The organism is Pseudomonas subflava, assembly GCF_023823685.1.
In the GTDB taxonomy this organism is placed as follows: domain Bacteria; phylum Pseudomonadota; class Gammaproteobacteria; order Pseudomonadales; family Pseudomonadaceae; genus Aquipseudomonas; species Aquipseudomonas subflava.
In genome coordinates, this window is record NZ_JAMXBF010000006.1 from 90520 (window position 1) to 114245 (window position 23726).

The 23726-nt window shown below is 67.2% G+C and carries 22 protein-coding genes; 6 read left to right on the plus strand and 16 right to left on the minus strand.

Features of this window, described 5'->3' with window-relative positions; all coding sequences use genetic code 11:
* Positions 1 to 24 precede the first annotated feature (24 nt).
* The 5 genes from NF616_RS09555 to metH are packed head-to-tail and all read right to left on the minus strand — an operon-like array spanning position 25 to position 5677.
* Complete coding sequence (locus NF616_RS09555; RefSeq protein WP_252273010.1) at positions 25 to 546, minus strand: AAA family ATPase; 522 nt, start codon at positions 544 to 546, stop codon at positions 25 to 27.
* Positions 543 to 1106 carry a nicotinamide riboside transporter PnuC gene (pnuC, locus tag NF616_RS09560; protein WP_252273011.1) on the minus strand — a complete coding sequence of 188 codons (564 nt, stop codon included), beginning with the start codon at positions 1104 to 1106 and terminating at the stop codon, positions 543 to 545. Before pnuC ends, NF616_RS09555 begins: the two co-directional genes overlap by 4 nt.
* Positions 1103 to 1432 carry a DUF6176 family protein gene (locus NF616_RS09565; RefSeq protein ID WP_252273012.1) on the minus strand — a complete coding sequence of 110 codons (330 nt, stop codon included), beginning with the start codon at positions 1430 to 1432 and terminating at the stop codon, positions 1103 to 1105. Before NF616_RS09565 ends, pnuC begins: the two co-directional genes overlap by 4 nt.
* Positions 1433 to 1449: 17 nt before the next feature.
* The gene (locus NF616_RS09570; RefSeq protein WP_252273013.1) at positions 1450 to 1920 is read right to left on the minus strand and encodes a hypothetical protein; all 471 of its coding nucleotides are present in this window, start codon (positions 1918 to 1920) and stop codon (positions 1450 to 1452) included.
* Between the two features lie 46 nt (positions 1921 to 1966).
* Positions 1967 to 5677 (minus strand): methionine synthase, encoded by a 3711-nt coding sequence (metH, locus tag NF616_RS09575; protein WP_252273014.1) that lies wholly within the window; start codon positions 5675 to 5677, stop codon positions 1967 to 1969.
* 154 nt (positions 5678 to 5831) lie between these two features.
* On the opposite strand from metH, the gene NF616_RS09580 reads away from it, so the two are divergent.
* The gene (locus NF616_RS09580) at positions 5832 to 8108 is read left to right on the plus strand and encodes a fatty acid cis/trans isomerase (protein WP_252273015.1); all 2277 of its coding nucleotides are present in this window, start codon (positions 5832 to 5834) and stop codon (positions 8106 to 8108) included.
* Between the two features lie 85 nt (positions 8109 to 8193).
* Here NF616_RS09580 and NF616_RS09585 read toward each other — a convergent pair whose 3' ends face one another.
* Together NF616_RS09585 and NF616_RS09590 are read right to left on the minus strand one after the other, a co-directional pair.
* Positions 8194 to 8982 (minus strand): outer membrane protein OmpK, encoded by a 789-nt coding sequence (locus NF616_RS09585; RefSeq protein ID WP_252273016.1) that lies wholly within the window; start codon positions 8980 to 8982, stop codon positions 8194 to 8196.
* Positions 8983 to 9024: 42 nt separating this feature from the next.
* Positions 9025 to 9975, minus strand: a complete 951-nt coding sequence (locus NF616_RS09590; RefSeq protein ID WP_252273017.1) for an adenosine deaminase — start codon at positions 9973 to 9975, stop codon at positions 9025 to 9027.
* Positions 9976 to 10107: 132 nt separating this feature from the next.
* Between NF616_RS09590 and nfuA the strand changes: the two genes are divergently transcribed.
* The 3 genes from nfuA to NF616_RS09605 all read left to right on the plus strand — a co-directional run bounded on the left by nfuA (position 10108) and on the right by NF616_RS09605 (position 13009).
* Entirely contained in the window at positions 10108 to 10692 is a 585-nt protein-coding gene (gene nfuA / locus NF616_RS09595; RefSeq protein ID WP_252273018.1) for a Fe-S biogenesis protein NfuA, read from the plus strand.
* A gap of 367 nt (positions 10693 to 11059) precedes the next feature.
* Positions 11060 to 12052 carry a response regulator gene (locus NF616_RS09600; protein WP_252273019.1) on the plus strand — a complete coding sequence of 331 codons (993 nt, stop codon included), beginning with the start codon at positions 11060 to 11062 and terminating at the stop codon, positions 12050 to 12052.
* Positions 12053 to 12055: 3 nt separating this feature from the next.
* Entirely contained in the window at positions 12056 to 13009 is a 954-nt protein-coding gene (locus NF616_RS09605) for a sensor domain-containing diguanylate cyclase (RefSeq protein WP_252273020.1), read from the plus strand.
* 2751 nt (positions 13010 to 15760) lie between these two features.
* Here NF616_RS09605 and NF616_RS09610 read toward each other — a convergent pair.
* The 8 genes from NF616_RS09610 to NF616_RS09645 all read right to left on the minus strand — a co-directional run bounded on the left by NF616_RS09610 (position 15761) and on the right by NF616_RS09645 (position 21264).
* On the minus strand, positions 15761 to 16927 hold the full coding sequence (locus tag NF616_RS09610; protein WP_252273388.1) for an MFS transporter: 1167 nt from the start codon (positions 16925 to 16927) through the stop codon (positions 15761 to 15763).
* An 8-nt stretch (positions 16928 to 16935) separates the two neighbouring features.
* Positions 16936 to 17445: an HPP family protein gene (locus NF616_RS09615; RefSeq protein ID WP_252273021.1), complete on the minus strand. Its 510-nt coding sequence runs from the start codon at positions 17443 to 17445 to the stop codon at positions 16936 to 16938.
* A gap of 5 nt (positions 17446 to 17450) precedes the next feature.
* Positions 17451 to 17699 carry a DUF1272 domain-containing protein gene (locus NF616_RS09620; protein WP_252273022.1) on the minus strand — a complete coding sequence of 83 codons (249 nt, stop codon included), beginning with the start codon at positions 17697 to 17699 and terminating at the stop codon, positions 17451 to 17453.
* Positions 17700 to 17727: 28 nt separating this feature from the next.
* Complete coding sequence (locus NF616_RS09625; protein WP_434091879.1) at positions 17728 to 18711, minus strand: GlxA family transcriptional regulator; 984 nt, start codon at positions 18709 to 18711, stop codon at positions 17728 to 17730.
* 80 nt (positions 18712 to 18791) lie between these two features.
* Positions 18792 to 19883 (minus strand): DNA topoisomerase IB, encoded by a 1092-nt coding sequence (locus NF616_RS09630; protein WP_252273023.1) that lies wholly within the window; start codon positions 19881 to 19883, stop codon positions 18792 to 18794.
* Entirely contained in the window at positions 19880 to 20572 is a 693-nt protein-coding gene (locus NF616_RS09635; RefSeq protein WP_252273024.1) for a DUF421 domain-containing protein, read from the minus strand. The genes NF616_RS09630 and NF616_RS09635 overlap by 4 nt, the downstream gene beginning before the upstream one ends.
* Before the next feature lie 10 nt (positions 20573 to 20582).
* Entirely contained in the window at positions 20583 to 20864 is a 282-nt protein-coding gene (locus NF616_RS09640; protein WP_252273025.1) for a DUF1652 domain-containing protein, read from the minus strand.
* 136 nt (positions 20865 to 21000) lie between these two features.
* Positions 21001 to 21264, minus strand: a complete 264-nt coding sequence (locus NF616_RS09645) for a hypothetical protein (RefSeq protein WP_252273026.1) — start codon at positions 21262 to 21264, stop codon at positions 21001 to 21003.
* A gap of 179 nt (positions 21265 to 21443) precedes the next feature.
* On the opposite strand from NF616_RS09645, the gene NF616_RS09650 reads away from it, so the two are divergent.
* Together NF616_RS09650 and speE are read left to right on the plus strand one after the other, a co-directional pair.
* A complete protein-coding gene (locus NF616_RS09650) occupies positions 21444 to 21635 on the plus strand; it encodes a PLDc N-terminal domain-containing protein (RefSeq protein WP_252273027.1) in 192 nt (63 codons plus the stop codon).
* A gap of 119 nt (positions 21636 to 21754) precedes the next feature.
* Positions 21755 to 22615, plus strand: coding sequence for a polyamine aminopropyltransferase (gene speE, locus NF616_RS09655; RefSeq protein ID WP_252273028.1), 861 nt, complete (start codon positions 21755 to 21757; stop codon positions 22613 to 22615).
* 51 nt (positions 22616 to 22666) lie between these two features.
* On the opposite strand, the gene NF616_RS09660 is transcribed toward speE, so the two are convergent.
* Entirely contained in the window at positions 22667 to 23674 is a 1008-nt protein-coding gene (locus NF616_RS09660) for an alpha/beta fold hydrolase (RefSeq protein WP_252273029.1), read from the minus strand.
* Between the last annotated feature and the right edge of the window lie 52 nt (positions 23675 to 23726).

The window sequence follows — 23726 nt, forward strand, 5'->3', positions numbered from 1 at the left end:
AAAGTGATAGGCAGTGTAGGCGGCTCAGCCGAGCAACCGAGTCACCTGTTCGACCGCCCGGGCCTCGCGCTGTGCCCAGTCGCCGTCGATGTCCACCCAGGATTGGGCATGCTGCGCCAGCCAGTCGGCGCATTGGCGATGAAAACGCAGGCGCTCGGCCAGGTCGGGCTGGCAGCGCTGGCCGTCGCCTTGCCACTCCACGCCGTGTGGGGACAGCAGCAGGTGCAGGTCGTAATGCCGTGCCAGCAGCGCCGGCTCCAGCCAGGCCGGACAGTCGCCGAACAGGGTGCGGCTCCAGAGGATGTTGCTCAGCAGATGGGTGTCGAGGATCAGCAGGGCTGGCTGCTGGGCTCGGGCGGCGTCCTCCCACTCGAGCTGGCCGCGGGCGATGGCGGAGATGTCCGCCAGGCTGGTGTCTCTGCGTTCCTGGTCGATGAAATGGCGCACGTACTCGCCCACCACCCGGCCGCCGAAGCGGCGCTGCAGGCGTTCGGCGAGAAAGGTCTTGCCGCTCGATTCGGGGCCGGTAAGGACCACCACCTTCACGCCGGGCGCACCCGCGCCGCACGCCACTCGCGCAGGCCGAGCACGGCCAGGGCGGTGAACACGCCGTACAGTCCGGCCGTCAGCCAGTATTCCTGGAAGGCGAAGAAGCCGACGTAGAGCACATCGATCACGATCCACAGCGGCCAGCACTGCCAGCGCTTGAGCGCCATCCACAGCTGGGCGAGCAGGCTGAAGGCGGTGAGCAGGGCGTCCGGCCAGGGATAGACGGCCTCGGTGAGGCGGTCCATGGCCAGGCCCAGCAGCAATCCGACGGCCAGCGCCGCCGCCAGGCCTGTCACGATCTCGCGTCCGCCAGAGCTGCTGATCGGCCGTCGGCCACTGTCATCGACACCCTGACGCCATTGCCAACCGCCATACAGCTGCATGGCGGCGAACACCCCGTGCAGCAGCACCAGGGAATACAGGCGGGCGTCGAAGAAGAACCAGGCGTAGAGCAGCACCATCACCAGGCCGACGGGCCAGCACAGCGGGTTCTGCCGCACGGTGAGCCACACGGAGATGATGCCGAGGACGGCGGCGATGATTTCCAGGGGCGTCATCGGGTTTGCAGATCCACCAGCAGCTCGCACTCGATCATGCCGTTGCGGTCCCAGGCGTCCAGCTTGAACTGACGGTGCACGGCGTCGACTTCCAGCGTCGACTCGGCGCCGATGGCCTCGGCTCGGGCGATATCGCCGCTGCGGATATAGGCCAGCAGGTAGTGCTCGCCTGCCAGCTGCACCTGGAACCAGGACTCGACCTCGATGCCTTCGTTGCGAATGGACTCGATGGCCTGCTCCTTGAGCTGCAGGATGCGTGTTTGCCAATCGGCGACCCTAGGGGCGGTGTCGGGTTTGAGGCAGATGAGTACGGCTTTTACGTCCATGGCTTCAATACGATTTTCTAGGCGAGCGACCACGACAAGGGGCCGCACCACATCAAGGTGTTGCAGACGACGAGCTGGTTCGCGGCGAAACCCAGCAGCAGACCGCCCAGGCCCAGTGCGAACGCCGGGCCCGGCCCTGGCCATCTTCTGCTGAGCACCGCGCCCAGAATGACTCCCGCCGCAGCTCCCGGAAGCGAGAACAGATGCCCGAGTGCGAGGAGCCCTTCGACGCGCTGGGCATTGATAAGCGCGTAAACCGCCAGCGTGAGCAAGGCGCCGATGGTCGTGCCGGTGAGAAACCACGGCGGACACCGGCACAGCAAGCCCAGGCCGAGTGCCGCCAGGGGCACGGCGAGGTAGTACCAGATGCCCAGGTAGAGGTGATCGCCCAGTACCAGAACGACGCACGAGAACAGGCCGGTGAGGGCGAGCGCACGTGCCAGGTCCCTCCGGGTCGATGCTTGAAAAACGCTGCTTTCCTTGGCCATTGCTTCTCCAATCGTCGTCCATGACGGGTGTGTCAGGGGCAAGCGGTCAGCTGTCATACCCCAGATTCGGCGCCAGCCAGCGTTCGGTCACGGCCAGCTCCTGGCCCTTGCGCTGGGTGTAGCACTCCACCTGATCCTTATCGACTTTGCCGACGGCGAAGTACTGCGCCTCGGGGTGGGCGAAGTACCAGCCGCTGACGGCTGCGGCGGGGAACATGGCGTAGTGCTCGGTGAGGAACACCCCGCTCTTTCCGGCCTGGTGGTAATCGGCTTCGGGGTCGAGCAGCTTGAACAGGGCGGCCTTCTCGGTGTGATCCGGGCAGGCCGGGTAGCCGGGGGCCGGGCGGATGCCGACGTATTGCTCGCGAATCAACGCCTCGTTGTCCAGTGTCTCATCCTTGGCGTAGCCCCAGTACTGCTTGCGCACGCGCTCGTGCAGCCACTCGGCGCAGGCCTCGGCCAGGCGGTCGGCGAGGGCCTTGACCATGATCGCGCTGTAGTCGTCGCCCTTGGCCTCGTAGGCCTTGGCCACTTCCTCGGCGCCGATGCCGGCGGTGGTGATGAAGCCGCCCATGTAGTCGGTCTTGCCGCTTTCCTTGGGCGCGACGAAGTCGGCCAGTGACAGGTTCGGCTTGCTGTCCGGCTTGATGGTCTGCTGGCGCAGGTGGTGCAGGGTGGCCAGCGGCTTGCCGTTGTCGCCGTACACCTCGATGTCGTCGTGGCGTACCTGATTGGCCGGCCAGAAGCCGAAGACGGCGCGGGCCTTGATCAGCTTCTCGTCGATCAGCTTGGTCAGCATCGCCTGGGCATCGTTGAACAGGCTGGTGGCGGCCTCGCCGACCACCTCGTCGCTGAGGATGCGCGGGTACTTGCCGGCCAGGTCCCAGGAGATGAAGAAGGGCGTCCAGTCGATGTACTCGGCCAGCTCGCGCAGGTCGATGTCGTCCAGCACCTGCACGCCGGTGAAGCTCGGCTTGGGCGCGACGTAGGTGGACCAGTCGAAGTCCGGCTTGTTGGCGATGGCGTCGGCGTAGCTCAGGCGCTCGGTACGCGTGGCGCGGGCGGCGGTGCGCTCGCGCACCACCACGTACTCCTCGCGGGTCTTCTTGACGAAGTCGGGCTTGAGTTCCTTGGACAGCAGCTGGGTGGCCACGCCCACGGCGCGCGAGGCGTCGGTGACGTAGATGACCGCGTCGTTGCTGTACTGCGGGTCGATCTTCACTGCGGTGTGGGCCTTGGAGGTGGTGGCGCCGCCGATCATCAGCGGCAAGGTGAAGCCCTGGCGCTGCATCTCCTTGGCCACGTGCACCATCTCGTCCAGCGACGGGGTGATCAGACCGGACAGGCCGATGATGTCGCACTTCTCGGCAATCGCCGTCTGCAGGATCTTCTCCGCCGGCACCATCACGCCGAGGTCGACGATGTCGTAGCCGTTGCAGCCGAGCACCACGCCGACGATGTTCTTGCCGATGTCGTGCACGTCGCCCTTCACGGTGGCCATGAGGATCTTGCCCTTGGCCTCCGGCTTGTCGCCTTTCTCCGCCTCGATGAAGGGGATCAGGTGGGCCACGGCCTGCTTCATCACGCGGGCGGATTTCACCACCTGCGGCAGGAACATCTTGCCCGAGCCGAACAGGTCGCCGACCACGTTCATGCCGCTCATCAGCGGCCCCTCGATCACTTCGATGGGGCGCGCGCACTGCTGGCGGCACTCCTCGGTGTCTTCGACGATGAAGGCGGTGATGCCCTTGACCAGCGCATGTTCCAGGCGCTTGTCGACCGGCAGCGAGCGCCATTCCTCGTCCTCCGCTTCCTTCACCGCGCCGCCGCCGCGGTAGTTCTCGGCGATGGCCAGCAGGGCGTCGGTGCCGCCCGGCGTGCGGTTGAGCACCACGTCCTCGACCCTGTCGCGCAGCTCCTTGGGGATCTCGTCGTAGATCTCCAGCTGGCCGGCGTTGACGATGCCCATGGAGAGGCCGTTCTGGATCGCGTAATAGAGGAACACCGAGTGGATCGCCTCGCGCACCGGGTTGTTGCCGCGGAACGAGAAGGACACGTTGGACACACCGCCGGAGCTGAGCGCATAGGGCAGCTCGTCACGGATGAAGGCGCAGGCCTCGATGAAGTCCACCGCGTAGTTGTTGTGTTCCTCGATGCCGGTGGCGACGGCGAAGATGTTCGGGTCGAAGATGATGTCTTCCGGCGGGAAGCCGACTTCGTTGACCAGGATGTCGTAGCTGCGCTGGCAGATTTCCTTCTTGCGTGCGGCGGTGTCGGCCTGGCCGACTTCGTCGAAGGCCATCACCACCACGGCGGCGCCATAGCGCTTGCACAGCTTGGCGTGGTGCTTGAACTGCTCGACGCCTTCCTTCATGGAGATCGAGTTGACGATGCCCTTGCCCTGGATGCACTTGAGGCCGGCCTCGATCACGTCCCACTTGGATGAGTCGATCATGATCGGCACGCGGGAGATGTCCGGCTCGGAGGCGATCAGGTTGAGGAAGCGCACCATGGCCGCCTGGGAGTCGAGCATCCCTTCGTCCATGTTGATGTCGATCACCTGGGCGCCGGCTTCGACCTGCTGCAGGGCGACCTCCAGGGCCTCGGTGTAGTTCTCCTCGCGGATCAGCCGGGCGAACTTGGCCGAGCCGGTGATGTTGGTGCGCTCGCCGACGTTCACGAACAGCGAACTGCGGTCGATGGTGAACGGCTCTAGGCCCGACAGGCGGCAGGCCTTGGGGATGTCCGGGATCACGCGGGGCGGGTACTTGGCCACGGCCTCGGCGATGGCGCGGATGTGCCCCGGGGTGGTGCCGCAGCAGCCGCCGATGATGTTGAGCAGACCGCTGGCGGCGAACTCCTCGACCACCTCGGCCATCTGCGCCGGGGTCTCGTCGTACTCGCCGAAGGCGTTGGGCAGGCCGGCGTTGGGGTGGGCGGACACCTGGGTGTCGGCCTTGGCCGAAAGCTCCGCCAGGTACGGGCGCAGCTCCTTGGCACCGAGGGCACAGTTCAGGCCCACGGAGATCGGCTTGGCGTGGCGCACCGAGTTCCAGAAGGCCTCGGTGGTCTGGCCGGACAGGGTGCGGCCGGAGGCGTCGGTGATGGTGCCGGAGATCATGATCGGCAGCTCGACATCGTCCTCGTCGAACACCTGCTGCACGGCGAAGATCGCCGCCTTGGCGTTGAGGGTGTCGAAGATGGTCTCGATCAGGATCAGGTCGGCGCCGCCCTCGATCAGGCCGCGGGTGGCCTCGGTGTAGTTCTCCACCAGTTCGTCGAAGGTGACGTTGCGGAAGCCCGGGTCGTTGACGTCCGGGGAGATCGAGCAGGTACGGCTGGTCGGGCCGAGGACGCCGGCGACGAAGCGTGGGCGATCCGGGGTTTCCAGGGTCTTGGCATCGGCCACCTGGCGGGCGACACGGGCGCCGGCCACGTTCAGCTCGTAGGTCAGCTCTTCCATGCCGTAGTCGGCCTGGGACACGCGGGTGGCGTTGAAGGTGTTGGTTTCCAGGATGTCGGCACCGGCATCCAGGTAGGCCTTCTCGATCTCGGCGATGATCTGCGGCTGGCTCAGCAGCAGCAGGTCGTTGTTGCCCTTCACGTCGCTCGGCCAGTCGGCGAAGCGCTCGCCGCGGTAGTGCTCCTCCTTCAGCTTGTAGCTCTGGATCATGGTGCCCATGCCGCCGTCGAGGATCAGGATGCGTTCTTTCAGAGCGTGCTGAAGGGCCTGGAGGCGGGCGCTGCGGTCGGACATGGAGACTACCTGGGGCGAACGTGAAGAAAGGCCGTGGATGATAGCAAAGCTGCATCCTTCTCAGACGCGGAGGAGGTCTGCATGAAAATGGCTCAAGTTGGGCCGTTTCGCTGTCACAGCCTTACAATGCCCTGTCGTTGCCAAGGACCATGCCATGCCCCGCCGTCTACTCGCCCCGCTGGCGCTGCTGTGCGCGCCGCTGTTCGCCGCCGAGCCGGTCTCCTACAGTCGTGACGTTCAACCGATCCTGACCCACAAGTGCGTGGCCTGCCACGCCTGCTACGACTCGCCCTGCCAGCTCAACCTCGGCAGCGGCGAGGGCGTGCTGCGCGGTGCCAGCAAGCTGCCGGTGTACGACGGCGCACGGACCGAGGCGCAGCCGACCACGCGCCTGTACTTCGACGCCCAGGGCGAAGCGGCCTGGCGCGACAAGGGTTTTCATTCGGTGCTCGATCCGCGGGCCGACCAGGCGGCGCTGATCACCCGCATGCTGGAGCTCGGGCGCGACAACCCGCCCGAGCCCAATGCCAAGCTGCCGGCCGATCTGGACCTGTCCATCGAGCGGGACAACCAGTGCCCCTTGCCTGGCGAGTTCGAGGCCTACGCGAAGAAGCATGCCCGTGCCGGCATGCCGTTCGCCGTCACCGGGCTCAGCGACGGCGAGTACGCCACCCTGCAGCAGTGGCTGAAGGAGGGCGCGCCGGTACAGGAGCAGGCGCTGCAGCCGTCGGCCGCCGAGCTGGAGCAGGTGAAGCAGTGGGAGACCTTCCTCAACGCGCCCGGCGCCCGCGAGAGCCTGGTCAATCGCTGGCTGTTCGAGCATCTGTTCCTCGCCCACCTGTATTTCGAGGGCGGCGAGCCGGGGCATTTCTTCCAGCTGGTGCGCTCGCGCACGCCCAGCGGCCAGCCGATCGACCCCATCGCCACGCGCCGCCCCAACGAGGACCCCGGCAGCGACTTCTATTACCGGCTGTGGCCGATCCAGGGCGTGATAGTGCACAAGACGCACATCACCTATCCGCTGAGCGCGGCGAAGATGGCGCGAGTGCGCGAGCTGTTCTATGCCGGCGACTGGGCGGCGAACGCCGTGCCCGGCTACGGCGCCCAGCGCCGCGCCAACCCCTTCGAGACGTTCCAGGCCATTCCGGTGCAGGCGCGCTACCAGTTCATGCTGGATAACGCCGAGTACTTCGTGCGTACCTTCATCCGCGGCCCGGTGTGCCGCGGGCAGATCGCCACCGACGTGATCCGCGACAACTTCTGGGCGGTGTTCCAGGACCCGCGGCACGACCTCTACGTCACCGATGCCGACTACCGCGCCAAGGCCACGCCGCTGCTGGCCATGCCCGGCCAGTTCGACGAGATCGGCGACCTGCTCGGCCTGTGGAAGGCCTATCGGGACAAGCGCAACGAATACGAGGACCTGCGCCGCGAGGCTTACGCCGACGCGCCTGCGCCGGGCTGGTCGAGCCTCTGGGCCGGCAACGACAACGCGCTGCTGTCGATCTTCCGCCACCACGACAGCGCCATGGTGCGCAAGGGCCTGATCGGCGAGATTCCACAGACCCTGTGGCTGATGGACTATCCGCTGTTCGAGCGCACCTACTACCAGCTGGTGGTCAACTTCGACGTGTTCGGCAACGTCGCTCACCAGGCGCAGACCCGTTTGTACTTCGACCTGATCCGCAACGGCGCCGAGCTGAACTTCCTCCGCCTGCTGCCGCCGGAGTCGCGCCAGCTCTACCTGGACGACTGGTACCAGAACAGCGGCAAGCTGAAGATGTGGCTGGACTACACGACGGCCGATGTCGACACCGCCAGCGGCCTGAATCTGCCGGAGCGGGGCGCCAAGGGCGGGTTCGCCCAGGCCCTGCTGGCCCGTTACGCGGGTCTCAATGCGCGGCCCGATCCGATCAACCGCTGCGAAGGCGCCGATTGCTCTCGACCCGGGCTGCCGGCCGACCTCGCCGATGCCGAGCAGGCGCTGAGCCGCCTGACCGGGCGCCCGGCCGGGGGGCTCAAGGCGATCGACCAGTTGCCCGAGGCGACCCTGTTGCGCGTCGAGCTGGCCAACGGCGAGCGCGAGGTCTACAGCCTGCTGCGCAACCGCGCGCACAGCAACGTGGCCTTCATGACCGGCGAATCGCTGCGCTACCAGCCGGGACTGGACACGCTGACGGTCTACCCGGGTGTGCTGACCAGCTATCCGAACTTCATGTTCAGCCTGCCGGCCGACGAGGTGCCGGCGTTCGTCTCGGCCCTGGAACAGGCCCGCGACCCGGCGGCGTTCGAGCAGGTGGTGCAGCGCTGGGGCATCCGCCGCAGCCACCCCGAGTTCTGGCGCTACTTCCACGACCTGTCGGCCTACATCCGCGAGACCGAACCGACGGAGGCGGGCGTGCTGGACATGAATCGCTACCAGAACCTCTGACTGCCGAACGCGTGCGTCCGCCGGAAGGCGGCGCATCACGAAAAAGCCCGCCGAGTGGCGGGCTTTTTTCTGCGCGGAGCCGGGCTTAGAAGTGGCCCTTGAACAGCAGGCTGATGGCGCTCTGGTCGGTGCCGCCGAGGATCTCGTCGCCGACGTAGCCGTCGTCGTCGATACCGTACTTGTCGGTCCAGTAGTCGTACTCGACACCGACGTAGAAGCGTTTGCCCCAGCCCATGGCCTTGGCCATGTCGTACTTGATCTGCGGGTTGAAATGCAGGTTGGCGTGGTAGCTGTCGTCGTTGTCCACCACCCAGTCCATGAAGCCGTCGATCACCAGGTCCGAATCGCCCACGGCTAGGGTGTAGCTCCAGGCCGGGGTGATCTGCCACACGCCGCTGCCGTCGCGCTTGCCATCGGTTTCGCGGTAGTAGGTGTTGAGCTGGAAGAAGTCGAAGCCGGGGACGTTCAGGTCGAGCGCCGGGCCGAGCAGGTAGGAATCGACGTCGTCCTCGCCGAACTCGTAGGTGGCGGCCAGCAGCACATCCTTGATCGGGCCGAACGACAGGTCGGCGCCGCTGAGCTTGCCGAACGACAGGCGCGGGCTGATCTCGCCGTAGAAGGTGTGGCCGTCGCCGGCGCCGTTGGTGGCCTCGGTGTTGTACTTGATGCCATCGACGAAGATGAACAGGTCACCGAAGCTCCAGCCGCTGGCGTGCTCGAAGGTCAGGGTCTGCTGCTTGGGCGGGTCGACCTTGAAGTCGATGCCGTTGAGGTAGGTCAGGCTGTTGTCCTGCCATTGCAGCAGGTCGGCGGCCAGAACCTGGCCGCTTGCGAGGGTGGCGGCCAGGCTTAGGCCGATGGCGAAGCGGGACATCTACAACTCCGATTCTTGACTGGGTAGGCGAAAAAAAGCGCGCTACTTTACCAGCCTCGCCTCGAGACTGTTGCTGGCCAGACGAGCGGCCTGCTCGCGGGTCATGCCCAGGTCGCGCTCCAGCGCGGCGAAGTTCTCGCCGACATAGCCGCCGAAGTAGGCCGGGTCGTCCGAGTTCACCGTCACCTTCACGCCGCGTTCGAGCATGGCCAGGATGTTGTGCTGGCGCATGTCATCGAACACGCAGAGCTTGATGTTGGACAGCGGGCAGACGGTCAGCGGGATCTGCTCGTCGATGATGCGCCGCATCAGGCGCTCGTCCTCGATGGCGCGCACGCCGTGGTCGATGCGCTCGATCTTGAGCAGGTCCAACGCCTCCCAGATGTACTCGGGCGGGCCTTCCTCGCCCGCGTGGGCGACGGTGAGCAGGCCTTCGCTGCGGGCCTTGGCGAACACCCGCTCGAACAGGCGCGGCGGAAAACCCTTCTCCGAGCTGTCCAGGCCGACGGCGACGAAGGCGTCGCGGAACGGCATGGCCTGTTCCAGGGTCTTGAACGCCTCTTCTTCGGAGAGGTGGCGCAGGAAGCTGAGGATCAGGCCGTGGGTGATGCCCAGTTGCTGCTCGCCGTCGACCAGCGCCTGCTGGATGCCGCGCAGCACCACTTCGAAGGGCACGCCACGGTCGGTGTGGGTCTGCGGGTCGAAGAACGGCTCGGTGTGGATCACGCCCTGTTCCCGGCACTTGAGCAGGTAGGCCCAGGTCAGGTCGTAGAAGTCCTGTTCGCTGCGCAGGACGTCGGCGCCCTGGTAATAGAGGTCGAGGAACTCCTGCAGGTTGTTGAAGGCGTAGGCGGCGCGCAGGCTCTCCACGTCGGCCCAGGGCAGGGCGATCTTGTTGCGCTCGGCCAGTGCGAACATCAGCTCGGGCTCCAGCGAGCCCTCCAGGTGCAGGTGCAGTTCGGCCTTGGGCAGGGCGGTGATCCAGTCGGTCATGGTGCTCACTCGGGTCTATCGAGCGCGCATTCTAGCGGAGTCGGCGCTGGGAATTATTCCTACTAAAACACTAGGACTTTATCCGCGCGGGTCGATTGGCGTACACTGGCGCCACGTTTGCGAGGAGTTGCCATGAGCGCCATCACCATTACCGACGCGGCCCACGATTATCTGTCCGATCTGCTGAAGAAGCAGAACACCACCGGCATCGGTATTCGTGTGTTCATCACCCAGCCCGGCACGCCCTACGCGGAAACCTGCATCGCCTACTGCAAACCGGGTGAGCAGAAGCCGGAAGACACCGCCCTGGCGCTGAAGGAATTCACCGCCTGGATCGACGCCGTCAGCGAGCCCTTCCTGGAAGACGCCGTGGTCGACTACGCCACCGACCGCATGGGCGGCCAGCTGACCATCAAGGCGCCGAACGCCAAGGTGCCGATGGTCAACGAGGACAGCCCGGTCACCGAGCGCATCAATTACTACCTGCAGACCGAGATCAACCCGGGCCTGGCCAGCCATGGCGGCCAGGTGAGCCTGGTCGACGTGGTCGAAGAGGGCATCGCCGTGCTGCGTTTCGGCGGCGGCTGCCAGGGTTGCGGCCAGGCCGACTTCACTCTCAAGGAAGGCATCGAGAAGACCCTGCTGGAGCGCATTCCCGAGCTCAAGGGCGTGCGCGACGTGACCGACCACAGCAACCGCGAGAACGCCTATTACTGAGTGTTCGCGGTTCTGCAAAAAGGCGCCTCCGGGCGCCTTTTTTCGTTTAGGTAGATCATTTTTCCGGTCATCACACACGACGGTCGCTGCTGAAGGGGGGGAACGTTGGCACACCGAGCCAGTCCATGGGGAGGACCGGGCCGCCCGCCGCAGACCGAATGCTGTCCATCGGATGCTGTCTTTTGTCGCCGTAAGAGAGAGCGTGCGGCCTGTCGCAAATGGGATGAGTGATGGCATATTGCTATGGCATTTCCCGGAAAAAAGTGCTTCCTTATGGGCCCTTTGCCCGCCGCTGCGGCGTGACTCTTGGCGGCGGCGGTGATAACAAGCAGGCAGCACCCCGCTTTTCGTGTTCGAGGCATTGCCGATGGCAACCACTTCCCTGTTGGTCTGCGACGACTCCGCGATGGCGCGCAAGCAGCTGCTGCGCGCCCTGCCGGCGGATTGGCCGGTCGAGATCAGCCAGGCCACCAATGGCGCCGAGGCGCTGCAGCGTATCCGTGAGGGCGGCATCGACCTGCTCCTGCTCGACCTCACCATGCCGGTGCTCGACGGCTACGGCGTGCTCGCCGGGCTGCGCGATGAAGGCCTGGCATGCCGGGTCATCGTGGTCTCCGGCGACGTGCAGGAAGAGGCGGTACGGCGTGTCACCGAACTGGGCGCGCTGGCCTTCCTGAAGAAGCCGGCCGATCCCGAGATCGTGCAGGAGACCTTGCAGCGCCTAGGGCTGCTCGGCCAGGGCGGCGCCGCGGCGCCGATGGCGCTGGTCGAGCCGGCGGTGAATTTCCGCGATGCCTTCCGCGAAGTCATCAACGTCGCCATGGGCCGCGCCGCCGCGCTGCTGGCGCGGGTCTTGGGCGTGTTCGTGCAGTTGCCGCTGCCCAACGTCAACATCCTCGAGGTCGGCGAGCTGCACATGGCGCTGGCCGACGCGCAGAGCGACGACCGCCTCACCGCCGTGTGCCAGGGCTACATCGGCGGTGGCATCGCCGGCGAGGCGCTGCTGATCTTCCACGACTCGGAAGTAGGCGACATGGGCAAGCTGCTGCACCGCAGCGACGGCGGCAACTCCTCCATGGAAATGCTGCTGGACATGTCCAGCGTGGTGATCGGCGCCTGCCTCGCCGGCATCGCCGAGCAGATCAACATCAAGTTTTCCCAGGGCCATCCGCAGATTCTCGGCCAGCACGCGCCGATCGACGAGCTGATCCGCCTCAACCAGCAGCGCTGGCGCAAGACGCTGGCGGTGGAGTTCAGCTACAGCATCGAGGGCCACGACATCCACTTTGACCTGATGCTGCTGTTCACCGAGGACTCCGTGCCTCTGCTGACCCACAAGCTCGCCTACATGATGGGTTGATCCATGGCCGAAACCGTCGATCTCAACGAATTCCACTGGTTGCTGACGATCGTGCAGAGCATTGACGTCGGCGTGGTGGTGCTGGACCGCCAGTTCCGCGTCGAGGTGTGGAACGGCTTCATGGAGAACCGCTCCGGGCGTACGCCGGAGGAAGTGCTGCAGAAGTCCTTCTTCGAGTTGTTCCCCGAGGTCGAGGAAGAGTGGTTCCGCCACAAGGTCGACAGCGTGGCCACCCTCGGCACGCCGGCCTTCACCATCTGGGAGCAGCGGCCCTACCTGGTGCGGTTCAAGAACTACCAGCCCATCACCGGGCAGGAAGACTTCATGTACCAGAACACCACGATCCTGCCGCTGCAGGCGACCAACAGCCGCATCGAGCACGTCTGCCTGATCATCTACGACGTCACCGACGTGGCGGTGAACAAGCACCAGCTGCAGTCGGCCAACCAGCAGCTCAAGCACCTGTCGCGCACCGACCGCCTCACCGGCCTGAACAACCGCGGACACTGGGAAGAAGAGCTGCGCCGCGAGTACTCGCGCCATCGTCGCTACGGCAGCATGGCGGCGCTGGTGATCTTCGATATCGATCACTTCAAGAAGGTCAACGACACCTACGGGCACCCGGCGGGCGACAAGGTCATCCAGCTGGTCGCGGACGTGGTGCGCGAGACCATCCGCGACACCGACATCGCCGGACGCTACGGCGGCGAGGAGTTCGTGGTGTTGCTGCCGGACGTGGACAAGCTCAGCGCCAAGCTGTTCGCCGAGCGCCTGCGCCAGTTGATCGAGGCCCTGGTGGTCGATCATGAGGGGCAGGAAATCCGCTTCACCATCAGCCTCGGCGTAGCTGACCTGGCGCAGAGCAGCCAGGACCATCAACAGCTGATCGACTGGGCCGACCGCGCCCTGTACCAATCCAAACATGGCGGCCGCAACCAGGTGACGGTGCACGGCTAGGGCATGTCCCGCGTGGTGTTCTTCAGGTTTTGGGTGCCCGCGACGTAGGGCGCCCTCGCCGAAGGCAGCGCGCCGACGAGGCTGTGCGCGACGGTGAGGTTCGGACGGTGGGCTGCCGCTGCGCGGCGAGACCACCCTACGGGAAGCGTTGCGTCAGATTGCGTGTAGGGCGACCTCGCCGAAGGCAGCGCGCCGACGAGGCTGTGCGCGACGGTGAGGTTCGGACGGTGGGCTGCCGCTGCGCGGCGAGACCACCCTACGTGAAGCGTTGCGTCAGATTGCGGGTAGGGCGTCCTCGCCGAAGGCAGCGCGCCGATGAGTCTGTGCGCGACGGTGAGGTTCGGAGGGTGGGCTGCCGCTACGCGGCGAGGCCACCCTACCTGAAGCGTTGCGTCAGGTTGCATGTAGGGCGCCCTCGCCGAAGGCAGCGCGCCGACGAGGCTGTGCGCGACGGTGAGGTTCGGACGGTGGGCTGCCGCTGCGCGGCGAGACCACCCTACGTGAAGCGTTGCGTCAGATTGCGTGTAGGGCGTCCTCGCCGAAGGCAGCGCGCCGATGAGTCTGTGCGCGACGGTGAGGTTCGGATGGTGGGCTGCCGCTACGCGGCGAGGCCACCCTACATGAAGCGTTGCGTCAGGTTGCATGTAGGGCGCCCTCGCCGAAGGCAGCGCGCCGACGAGGCTGCGTGCGGCGGTGAGATTCGGGGGGTGGGCTGCCGCTGCGCGGCGAGGCCACCCTACGTGAAGCGTTGCGTCAGATTGCGTGTAGGGCGTCCTCGCCGAAGGCAGCGCGCCGATGAGTCTGTGCGCGCCGGTGAGGTTCGGATGGTGGGCTGCCGCTCCGCGGCGAGGCCACCCTACATGAAGCGTTGCGTCAGGTTGCATGTAGGGCGCCCTCGCCGAAGGCAGCGCGCCGACGAGGCTGCGTGCGGCGGTGAGATTCGGGTGGTGGGCTGCCGCTGCGCGGCGAGGCCACCCTACGTGAGTGCGTAGTCGGGGTGCGTGTAGGGCGCCCTCGCCGAAGGCAGTGCGCCGACGAGGCTGCGCGCGGCGGTGAGGTTCGGATGGTGGGCTGCCGCTGCGCGGCGAGACCACCCTACGTGTAGCGTTGCGTCAGAGTGCGTGTAGGGCGACGTCGCGGAAGGAAGGGCGCCGAGGGAGATGCGGGCGGCGGTGAGGTTCGGTTGGTGGGCTGCCGCGGCGCGGCGAGGCCACCCTACGTGAGTGCGTAGTCGGGGTGCGTGTAGGGCGCCCTCGCCGAAGGCAGTGCGCCGACGAGGCTGCGCGCGGCGGTGAGGTTCGGATGGTGGGCTGCCGCTGCGCGGCGAGGCCACCCTACGTGAAGCGTTGCGTCAGGTTGCGTGTAGGCGCCCTCGCCGAAGGTAGTGCGCCGACGGAGCTGCGTGCGGCGGTGAGGTTCGGGTGGTGGGCTACCGCTGCGCGGCGAGGCCACCCTACGTGTGCGTTGTGTCGGGCTGCGTGTAGGGCGCCCTCGCCGAAGGCAGCGCGCCGACGAGGCTGCGAGCGGCGGTGCCGACCGGCCGGTGGGCTGCCCCTGCGCGGCTTGCCCACCCTACGTGTGCGGTGTGTCGGGCTGCGTGGAGGGCGCCCTCGCCGACGGCAGCGCGCCGACGCGGCTGCGTGCGGCGGTGAGCTTCGGGTGGTGGGCTACCGCGTCGCGGCGAGGCCACCCTCCGTGTGCGTTGTGTCGGGCTGCGTGGAGGGCGCCCTCGCCGAAGGCAGCGCGCCGACGAGGCTGCGTGCGGCGGTGAGGTTCGGATGATGGGCTGCCGCTGCGCGGCGAGACCACCCTACGTGAAGCGTTGCGACAGATTGCGTGTAGGGCGCCCTCGCCGAAGGCAGCGCGCCGCCGGAGCTGCGGGTGGCGGTGAGGTACGGATGGTGGGCTGCCGCTGCGCGGCGAGACCACCCTACGGGAGCGCGTAGTCGGGCGGAGTGTAGGGCGCCCTCGCCGAAGGCAGCGCGCCGCCGGAGCTGCGGGTGGCGGTGAGGTACGGATGGTGGGCTGCCGCTGCGCGGCGAGACCACCCTACGTGAAGCGTTGCGTCAGATTGCGTGTAGGGCGCCCTCGCCGAAGGCAGCGCGCCGACGGAGCTGCGTGTGGCGGTGAGGTTCGGATGGTGGGCTGCCGCTGCGCGGCGAGACCACCCTCCGTGAAGCGTTGCGTCAGATTGCGTGTAGGGCGCCCTCGCCGAAGGCAGCGCGCCGTCGAGGCTGCGTGCGGCGGTGTGGTTCGGATGATGGGCTGCCGCTGCGCGGCGAGGCCACCCTACGTGAGCGCGTAGTCGGGCTGAGTGTAGGGCGCCCTCGCCGACGGCAGCGCGCCGATGAGGCTGTGCGCGGCGGAGAGGTTCGGATGGTGGGCTGCCGCTGCGCGGCGAGACCACCCTACGTGAGCGCGTAGTCGGGCTGAGTGTAGGGCGCCCTCGCCGAAGGCAGCGCGCCGATGAGGCTGTGCGCGGCGGTGAGGTTCGGATGGTGGGCTGCCGCTGCGCGGCGAGACCCCCCTACGTGAGCGCGTAGTCGGGCTGAGTGTAGGGCGCCCTCGCCGACGGCAGCGCGCCGATGAGGCTGTGCGCGGCGGAGAGGTTCGGATGGTGGGCTGCCGCTGCGCGGCGAGGCCACCCTACGGGGGCGGCGAGACCACTGCGTGGAGGCCCGGGTCGCGGCGAGAGTGAGCGCGGCGGGGCTGATAGGAATAGGCCATGCCATGATTCGCTTCAACGGCACCTCAGGCCGGCTGGGTTCGCCGGGCTCCGCCGATCAGGGTGATTACCGCGAGTGTCAGCAGCCCCAGCATGGCCAGGTTCACTGGGCTCCAGCCCAGGCCGCTGATCAGGGCGCCGGAGGCGAAGGAGGCCATGGCCGCCACCATTCCATTGCCCAGTTCCATCAGCCCCTGCGCCTGGCCGCGTTCGGCCGGGCTGTGGCCCTGGCCGAGCAGGGTGGTGCCGGCCACCAGCATCAGATTCCAGCCCATGCCCAGCAGCAGCGACGAGATCAGGAACTGCAGCTGTTGCTCGCCGCTCAGGGCGATGCAGGCGCTGGCGGTGAGCAGGCCGATGCCGATCAGCGCGACGCGGCGGCTGCCCAGGCGATCCACCAGCGGTCCGGCGACGAAGGCCGGCAGGAACATGCCCACCATGTGCCAGCGGATTACCTCCGCGCCGGCCTCCAGCGGCAGACCGCAGAAACTCATGGCCAGCGGCGTGGCGTTCATCACCAGCACCATCAGGCCCTGGCCGATCGCCGTGGTGATCATTGCCGCGCGGATCACCGGGCGCGCCAGCAGCTCGCGCATGGCGGCCAACGCGCCGCCGTTGGCCGGCGGCAGGGCGCCCTGGCGCAGGCCGGCGAGCAGCGGAATGGCCAGCGCGGCGAGGGCCGCGATCAGCAGGTAGGCGCCAACGAAGGGCCGCTCAAGGGCATCGCGCGCCCACAAGGTGAGGCTGGGCGCCAGCAGCGCGGCAAACAGGCCGCCGCCGATCACCCAGGCGGTGGCGCGGCCCTTGTGCGCGTCGTCCACCGCCTCCAGGGCGGCGAAGCGGTAATACATGGCCGAGGCCTGGTATACGCCGATCGGCAGGGCGCCGAGACACAGCAGCCAGAAGTCCGCCAGCCACACGCCGGCCGCGCTGAGCAGCCCGCCGAGGATACCGGCGCCCGCGCCCAGCACCAGTCCCGCGCGACGCCCGCGGCGCTGCATGAAGCTCGACAACGGTTGTGTCGCCGCCAGGTAGCCCAGCACCATGAGCGCCAGCGGCAGGGTCGCCAGGCTGTTGCGTGGCGCCAGCTGCAGGCCGACCAGCGAGGTCAGGGTGACGCCGACCATCGCGCAGCTCCAGAACAGTGCCTGGGCCAGGAACAGGCGCAGCAGCGTAGGGTTTCGCAGGAACAGCATGGTCGTCACCAGTACCTGGGGTAGCGCGCGGCGCGCGTCGTGTTGTTGTAGATCAGCGCCACCAGCATCAGCAACAGGGCACCGCTCAGGGTCGGGAAGAGCAGGAAGTCCCAGCCCGGCTGGGCGAGGAAGATGATCACCGGGTTGGATCCGGCCGGCGGGTGCACGGTGCGGGTCGCCATCATCAGGGCGATGGCGGTGCCGACCGCTAGCGCCAGTGCCCACCATTGTGGGCCGAACGCTTGCAGCAGGGCCAGGCCGACCAGCGAACTGAGGAAATGCCCGCCGACCAGGTTGCGTGGCTGCGAGAAGGGCAGGTCGGGAAAGCCGAACACCAGTACGCAGGAGGCGCCGAAGGAGCCCAGCAGCAGGCTCAGCGACAGCCAGTCGCCGGTGCTGGCGACGCAGGCGATGGCCAGCGCGCCGCCGAGCCAGGCCAGGGCGATCTGCTGCCAACAGGCGCGGGGTGGCAGGGCGGCGGCATCGCCGCGCAGCTTGTGCAAGAGTGTGCTCATGGTCATCACCCAGCCGCCGCGCAGCCGGCGGGCTTGTGGGTGCGCGCCGTGGCTGCGGGAAAGCGCTCCAGCTTGGTGGTCGGACGGATCGGTCGGCGCACCAGCTCGCCGCCGCAGTTCGGGCAGCGGCCCTGCAGGCGCTGTTCGGCGCAGTCGTGGCAGAAGGTGCATTCGAACGAGCAGATGCGCGCGTCCGGCGAGTCGGGTGGCAGGTCGCGGTCGCAGCATTCGCAACCGGGGCGCAGTTCGAGCATGGTGGTTCTCCTTGGCGCGGTGGGTGAGTCAGGCGAAGCGTTCGGCGTAGTCCTGGGGGCTGACCGAGAGGTGCTTGTGAAAGCTGCGGCGCAGGTTCTCCGGGTGGCGGAAGCCGGTCAGCCGCGCCACGGTGCCGATCGAGGCGCCGCTGTCCTGCAGCAGGCCGCGGGCCGCCTGCAGGCGCAGTTGCTCGACGTAGCGCCCCGGGCCCATGCCGAGTTCCTGGACGAACAGGCGGGACAGGCTGCGCGGCGACAGGTTGGCGCGCTCGGCCAGGGTTTCCAGCGACAGGTCGGCGGCCAGGTTCTGCGCCATCCATTCGAGCAGCGCGAGCAGGCGCGGTGTACGCGCCGAGTCCGGGGCGAGCAGGGCGCTGAACTGCGCCTGGCCGCCGGGGCGCCGCAGGAACATCACCAGGCGGCGCGCCACGGCCAGCGCCAGCGGGCGGCCGAGGTCGGCTTCCACCAACGCCAGGGCCAGGTCGATACCGGCGGTGACCCCGGCCGAAGTGAATACATGGGCGTCGCCGTCGCGGCCGGTCGGGTCGTAGGTGTGCAGGCGGTCGCCGTCCACCTCGATGGCCGGATGGCAGCACAGCGCCGGCACATCGGCCCAATGGGTGGTAGCGCGGCGCCCGTCGAGCAGGCCGGCGGCGGCGAGGATCAACGCGCCGGAGCACACCGAGCCGAGCCGGCGAATGCGCGGCTCTGCCGCACGCAGCCAGGCCAGTAACGGTGGGTTGGCGCACTGCGCCGTCTCGCCCTGACCGCCGGGTATGAGCAGGGTGTCGAGCTGGTCGGCGGGGCAATCACGCCAGGCGCGGTCGGCGACGATCTGGAAGCCCGCGGACGTGGCCAGCGGGCCGGCCTCGTCGGCCAGCACTAGGAGGCGATAGGCCTCGGCCTGGCCCTGGCGACGCAACTCGACATTGGCCGAGGCGAACACCTGCAGCGGGCCGGTGACGTCCAGGCTCATCACGTCGGGGTAGATCAGGCTGGCGATGGTTTTCATGGGGCTCTCCAGAGGCTGGAGAGAGTCTGGGCTCTGGCCGATCTGGCAACAAGGACAATCGCCCCACAGATATGGCCAAACTAGTCGGGCTTCGCCAGCCCTTCGAGAAAACGCAGCAGCAGACTTTCCTCGTCGCGCAGGCCGCTGCGCGCACGTGCCGGACGCAGCGCGGCCAGGCGTCCCCCGAGGAAGGCGTCGATCACCGCAGGATGGATGTAGCACTTGCGACAGATCGCCGGCGTGTTGCCCAGCAGCCGCGAGACCTGGCGGGTGACCTCGACAACCTGGCTCTTGGCCTCGGTGGCGCTGCCCGGCGTCAGCTCGCGCAGAAAACGCAGCGCCAGCGCGCTGCCGGCCCAGGTGCGGTAGTCCTTGGCGCTGAACTCGCCGCCGCTGTGCTGCTGCAGGTAGGCGTTGACGTCTGCCGAGCTGACGTCGTGGCGCTGGCCTTCGTCGTCCAGGTACTGGAACAGCTGCTGCCCGGGCAACTCCATGCAGCGCCGCACCGCGCGCGCCAGACGCGGATGACTGAGGCTGACGCGGTGCTCGATGCCGCCCTTGCCGCGGAAGTGGAAGCGGATGGCGGCGCCGCTGACCTCGACGTGGCGATTGCGCAGGGTGGTGAGGCCGAACGACTTGTTGTCGCGGGCGTACTGCGGGTTGCCGACGCGGATCAGCGTCGAGTCGAGTAGGGACACCACCGTGGCCATGACCTTGTCGCGGCACAGATCGCGCAGCGCCAGGTGCTCCTCGACCTGCCGGCGCAGGCGCGGCAAGGCATGGCCGAAGTCGAGCATGCGCCCGTACTTGTCGCTGTCACGCACCTCGCGCCAGCGCGGGTGGTAGCGGTACTGCTTGCGCCCGCGGGCGTCGCGGCCGACCGCCTGCAGATGGCCCTGCGGGTCGGCGCAGATCCACACGTCGGTGTAGGCCGGCGGGATCGCCAGGGCGTTGATGCGACGGATTTCTTCCTCATCGCGGATGCGCTGGCCATCGGCGTCGAAGTAGGCGAAGCGGCCGCGCAGCTTGCGCCGGGTGATGCCCGGCTGGCGGTCATCGACATAGCGCAGGTCGGGCGGCAGCACCGGGCACAGCGCGGTGCCGGTGTCGCCACGTTCGTCGTCCGGTAGCGGGCGGTCGCCGCTGGCCAGTGGGGGTGCCTGTTCGCTCATGGTTCGCGCTTCCAGTCCAGTGCCCTGCTCCAGAGGTTGCTGCCACAGCGGGCGCAGGTTGGCGTGCTACTCGCCGCCAGCGGCTGGGGATTGCCGCAACGGTTGCAAGCGTACAGGCCGTCCTCGGGGATCTGCCGGTAGACCGGGCGGAGTTCCGCCGGCAGCACCGACAGGCCGCTGTGGGTGGCCTCCGGCGGGAAGAAGTACAGGCTGAGGTCGCCGTCCACTTCGAGAATGCCCAGGCGCACCTGGCCCAGATGCTCGACGCCGGCGCGGCGCAGCTCCATGTGGAATTCGTCGCTGGTGATGTTCTGCGCCTCCAGCGTGCCCAGCTCGTAGAGGCCGTCGCGGATGATCACCACCGGCTTGCCTTCGACCCAGTCGGCGAAGCGGGTGCTGCGCTTCATCATGCGTGTGGTGAGGTTGTAGAGCAGGAGCAGGGTGGCGAAGACCACGACGATCGGCAGCAGCGGCACGTCTTCGTAGAACGACACGTCGCCGGCCGCCGAGCCGAGGGTGAGGATCACCACCAGCTCGAACAGCGACAACTGGCGTACGCCGCGGCGCCCCGAGACCTTCAGGAACAGGAACACCACCAGGTAGGCGAACAGCGCGCGTACCGCCACCTCGCCGAGGAAGGCGAGGGGAAATTCGTCGAGCAGCATGCGCTGCCAGTCGAAGGCCTCCATGCGCATCTCCTCAGGATGGCTGCGGATTGCTCCAGGGCATGGACCAGGGTGTGAGTTCGTAGCCGTCCTTGCTCAGCTCCAGGCGGGCCAGCTCGATCAGGCCGGCCAGTCGCGTGGGGTCGGCATACTGCGAGCGGGCCACGTGGGCCTGGGACAGCAGCTCGACCTCGCTGTCGTCGGCGACGCGGAAGGAGAAGCTGGCGTCGTCGTGATCCGCCAGGGTTGCGCAGGCGTGGGGCAGGAAGGCCTGTTCGACGATGCGGCGGGCCTCTTCGAGACTGAGGGTGCTCATGCCGGCTCCTTGGTCCATTGCTGATACTGGATAGACGGGGCGGCAGGCGTTAGGTTCGTATAGAAAAACGCAGCCCCCTTGAACCTTGCGGCGCAGGGGGCTGGGGCGGCGGCAGGCCGGGGTCTTGCGGAAGGACTTACTCCGGCATGCTCCACGGGTCGAGCGTGTAGCCCTGGCGGCTGATCTGCTCGCGGGAGCGGACCAGCGCATCGGCCAGGCGGGCCGGGTCGAGGTAGGTCTGGCTGGCGATGCAGGCCTGACCGACGCGGTTGTTGGTGCGGTCGACAACGGCGAGGTTGAGTTCGCCGCCGACCTGCGGCAGCCAGGCCACGCACTGGTAAGGTTGGAACGCGCGGCCTGCGATCAGAAGAGCTTCGTTGACGCGGAGCGAGGTGTTCATGGGTCTGTTTCTCCGAGGTGCCCAATGTACGATTGGCCAGCGAGAACAGCATGTGCCGTGGCCTATGCACTGTGGATGGCGAAACCCGACTCATAAGTCACAGGGTGTCGTAAAAACGTAGCAATCTGTCGCATATCTGTGTTTATCCAGTGAATTTTCACCCTCAGAGGAGCGTTTTCATGGGGTCTCTGCTTAGCGGTCTGTCCAGCCTGGTCATCCTTGCGCTCGACATCTGGGCCATCCTCAACGTGGTCAAGAGCGATGCCGAGACCGGCAAGAAGGTGCTCTGGGTGCTGCTGATCGTCCTGCTGCCGGTGGTCGGCCTGATCATCTGGGCACTGTTCGGCCCGCGCGGCAACCTGCGTTTCTGACCCACACATCCTGTTGCCGCGCGCGTCTGGAGCGGCCGGGCCGATCTCCTTACAATGCGCGCCTTCTTCATGGGCGGGCGTCGGTCCGTCCGAATCCACCAGCGGCGACGGGGGAACCCATGAGCGACTATCAGGAAACTCTCTACGACGGCTACGGCCAGCGTTTCAGCATGGACAGGCTGCTGCACGAGGTGCGCACCGAGCACCAGCACCTGGTGATCTTCGAGAATGCCCGCATGGGCCGGGTGATGGCGCTGGACGGCGTGATCCAAACCACCGAGGCGGATGAGTTCATCTACCACGAGATGCTCACCCACGTGCCGATCCTCGCCCACGGTGCGGCCAAGCGCGTGCTGATCATCGGCGGCGGCGACGGCGGCATGCTGCGCGAAGTGCGCAAGCACCACAGCGTCGAGAGCATCACCATGGTCGAGATCGACGGCACCGTGGTGGACATGTGCCGCGAGTTCCTGCCCAACCACAGCTGCGGTGCCTACGAGGACCCGCGCCTGAACCTGGTGATCGACGACGGCATGAATTTCGTGGCGACCACCACGGAGACGTTCGACGTGATCATCTCCGACTCCACCGACCCGATCGGCCCGGGCGAGGTGCTGTTTTCCGAGAACTTCTACCAGGCCTGCCGCCGCTGCCTGAACGATGGCGGCATCCTGGTTACCCAGAACGGCACGCCCTTCATGCAGCTCGGTGGCGTGCAGAGCACCGCCGGCCGCATGGACGGGCTGTTCGCCGACTGGCACTTCTATATGGCCGCGGTGCCGACCTACATCGGCGGCAGCATGACCTTCGCCTGGGGCGCCACCGATGCGGGCTACCGCAAGCTGCCGCTGGAGACCCTGCGCCAGCGTTTCGCCGGTAGCGGCATCGTCACCCGTTACTACAACCCGGAGATCCACCAGGGCGCCTTCGCCTTGCCGCAGTACGTGCTGCACGCGGTGAACAAGCCGAGCAACGACTGATAGACGCTCAGAAAAAAAGCCGGCGAAAGCCGGCTTTTTTGTGGGCCCGACTTACATCGTGATCAGACCCTTGAGCAGCGCCTGGTGGAAGCGCTCCGGCGCCTCGACCTGCGGCGAATGGCCCAGCTCGGGGAATTCCACCAGCGAGCCCTTGGGCAGCGCGGCGGCGGCCTCGCGGCCCAGCTCGGGGTAGTTGCCGAGGCGCTCGGCGATCTCTTTCGGCGCGCGGTTGGCGCCCGGCGCGGTGCGGTCCTTGCCGCCGATCAGCAGCAGGGTCGGCGCCTGGATGCGGCCGAACTCGTGGATTACCGGCTGGCTGAACAGCATGTCGGCGGTCTGCGCCTGGTTCCAGGCGACGATCTCGCGGCCCTTGCCGTGGTACAGGCCGACCTGCATGTCCACCCAGCGGTCGTACTCCGGCTTCCACTGGCCGTTGTAGTAGAACTTCAGCTGATAGTTCTTGATGCTCTCGTAGGTGGTTTTCAGCTCGCCCTGGTTGAGCTGGTCGATGCTGGCGTAGGGCACGCCCTTGGCTTGCCAATCCTCGAGGCCGATGGGGTTGACCAGCACCAGCTGCTCGACGGTCTGCGGATGGTTGATGGCGAAGCGCGCGGCGAGCATGCCGCCCATGGAGTGCCCGATCACGGTGGCCTTGTCGACGCCGAGCTTGTCCAGCAGCGCCTGGGTGTTCAGCGCCAGCTGGCTGAAGCTGAACTGGTAACCGCGTGGCTTGCTCGAGGCGCAGAAGCCGATCTGGTCCGGCGCGATGACTCGGTAGCCCTTGTCGCTGAGAGTCGCGATGGTCTGTTCCCAGGTCGCGCCGCAGAAGTTCTTGCCGTGCAGCAGCACCGCGGTGTGGCCGTTGGCCTTGCCTTTCGGCGCCACGTCCATGTACGCCATGGACAGCTTCTGGCCCTGCGACTGCAGCTCGAAGTGCTCGCGTGGATGGGGATAGTCGAAGCCCTCCAGCTGCTCGCCGTAACTGGGCGTGGCGGCCTGGGCGAGGGGAGCGCCGGTCAGCAGCGGAACGAGGAGAAGAGACGCGCTTGTCCTGGGCATTGGAACCTCCTGACAGTGGGAAAGCGGCAGTTGTATGACAACCTTCCCGAAC